Genomic DNA, 2,482 nt, shown 5'->3' on the forward strand with positions numbered 1-2,482 from the left:
TGTCAGTTTCCGCCCCATATTCCCCCACCTAGTTGCGGCAAGAGTACCCCACTCGTTTTCACCTGAAGTGTACCAGGAGTTTTCGGCCAAAGGGTACCACTAAGAATCATCTTCTCTATCTTTCAGACTTCACTTTTAAAGAGAGGAGTCTGAATGAGGAGGAAACACATGAATCACATACTTGATGTATTGCATCGATTGCGTCAGAAGCAGTCGGTGCGAAGCATCACTCGTGATACTGGCATATCGAGGAAGACTGTTGTCAGCTACCGTGATATTGCCCTGGCGAATGGCTGGCTTGATGAATTATCAAGTCTTCCCACTCGGGAGGAGCTGGGAGATTATTTAACGAAGAAGGATCTAATAAGTTCTCTACCTCAGAATATCAGTTCAGTAGAACCACATCGAGTTGAGGTAGAACGGATGCTGCGCCGGAACTACACAATGAAGCGGATCTTTGTTCTTCTGCGCGAGAACTTTGGATACAATGGCAGTTATTCCTCAGTATACCGGTTTTGCAATAAGATCAATCCTCCTGCTTCCCGGGTTACGTGCCGTGTAACGACATCTCCTGGACAGATGGCCCAGGTAGACTTCGGCACTGTAACCAGGAACTTCGAGGGTAATAATCGCAAACCTCTTTATGCGTTTGTCATGACCCTCTGCTACTCCCGACACATGTATGTTGAATTTGTAGAAGATCAGAAGATGGCAACCTTTATTAGATGCCATGTAAACGCCTTCAACTTCTTCGGAGGGGTACCTGGTACGATGGTACCGGACAATCTCAAGGCGGCGGTAATTAAGGCATCATTCACGGATCCGGTACTGAGTGAACCCTATCGCTGCTGTGCCCGTCATTACGGCTTCAGGATTAGCCCCACCAACCCATATACCCCGCAGCACAAGGGTAAAGTTGAAAGTGGTGTAAAGTACGTTAAAAAAGCTTACTGTGATGGCAGTGAGCGTACAGCGCTTGCTGAACTGAATGGATCTGTTCGAAGATGGTGCAGAGAAGAGGCTGGAACCAGGATACACGGAACAACCAAAGAGCAGCCCATGATACTCTTCGAAGAGGAAGAGCGGGAAGCCCTTGAAAAACTTCCCGCTCATTCGTACGAGCTTCTTGTAGCAAAAAGACTCAAGTTGTCTCGAGACTGCCACCTCGAGTTCGAGCAGAACTACTACTCCGCACCCTACCAGTATGTAGGTCAACAGCTTGAAGTTTACGCTGACTTGAAGCTGGTACGGATATACAACGGAACGGAGCTCCTGACAACACATGAGCGCTGCTATGGCAAAGGAGAAACGATCACCAGGGAAGAACATTATCCTCATGGCAAGCGGATCTGGTTCACATATACTCCGGATCGTTGCCTGCATGAGGCTGAACAAATTGGTGATAGCTGTTTGAAAATAGTAAGGCAGCTTTTATCGGATAAAGTTCAGGACAGGTTATCCAGTGTCCGCAACCTCGTTCTTCTCCGCAAGGAGTATGGGAAGGATCGTGTAGATGCAGCGTGCAAACGCGTTCTTCATTACGATGATATACGCTATGTCCGGATAAAGCAGGTTCTGAAGCAGGGAGCAGATTTAGAACCACCGGAGAAGATAGATCGTCTTCCGGTCACTCGATCCAGTTACGAATATATCCGAAGGGCTTCTGACTTCTTCACGGAGGTGGTGGAATGATGCAGATGCACCCTCTTCTGCCTAAGCTGAAACAGCTCAGGCTCGGTGGCATGGCAGATACACTTGAACAGAGGTGCAGCCAGGCTTCAGAGAAAGATCTCAATCATCTGGAGTTCCTTGTGCTTCTTCTTGATGATGAGCTGGAACGTCGCAGTCAGAAGCGTTACAGGAAAAATATCTACAGGGCCAGGATAGATACCGCAAAACATCTTGCAAGCTTCGACTTCAGAACATCTCCTTCAGTTCCTCGTGGCAAGATTGAAAACCTTGCCTTATGCAGCTTTATAGACCGTGGAGAAAACGTTCTTCTTGTCGGTCCCACGGGAACCGGCAAATCACATATTGCCCAGGCACTTGCTCACGAGGCTGTAAAGCAGGGCAGAAAAGTACTCTTCCGTCCCACTCACAAGCTGCTCTCACATCTGAACGGCTGCCGTGCAGACGGACGATACCCGAAAAGGATAAGAGAACTAGAGAACATAGATCTGTTGATCCTGGATGACTTCGGACTTGTTCCGCTCACATCACAGAACGCTGAAGATCTTTATGAGATTATCAGAGAGAGATATGAAAGAAAATCCATCATAGTTACAAGCAACAGAGCACCTTCAGAATGGGATGAAGTCTTTGGCTCACCGCTGATGGCCTCTGCTGCTCTGGATCGTCTTACGCATCACTCTCATTACATCGAAATGAAAGGAGAAAGCTACAGACAATTGGATCGAAGGAAAGAGAATCAGGAAACGGAAAACAACTGAGAAGATGGGGTGGTATACTCTGGGTGAAAACC

2 protein-coding genes are annotated in these 2,482 nt (G+C 47.7%); both read left to right on the plus strand.

The window, feature by feature from the left end:
- Window positions 1-168 precede the first annotated feature (168 nt).
- A complete protein-coding gene (istA, locus tag K8S15_12835; GenBank protein ID MCD4776922.1) occupies window positions 169-1,692 on the plus strand; it encodes an IS21 family transposase in 1,524 nt (507 codons plus the stop codon).
- On the plus strand, window positions 1,689-2,450 hold the full coding sequence (istB, locus tag K8S15_12840; GenBank protein MCD4776923.1) for an IS21-like element helper ATPase IstB: 762 nt from the start codon (window positions 1,689-1,691) through the stop codon (window positions 2,448-2,450). Before istA ends, istB begins: the two co-directional genes overlap by 4 nt.
- Window positions 2,451-2,482 lie beyond the last annotated feature (32 nt).

This window comes from Candidatus Aegiribacteria sp., assembly GCA_021108005.1.
GTDB lineage: Bacteria > Fermentibacterota > Fermentibacteria > Fermentibacterales > JCC-6 > Aegiribacteria.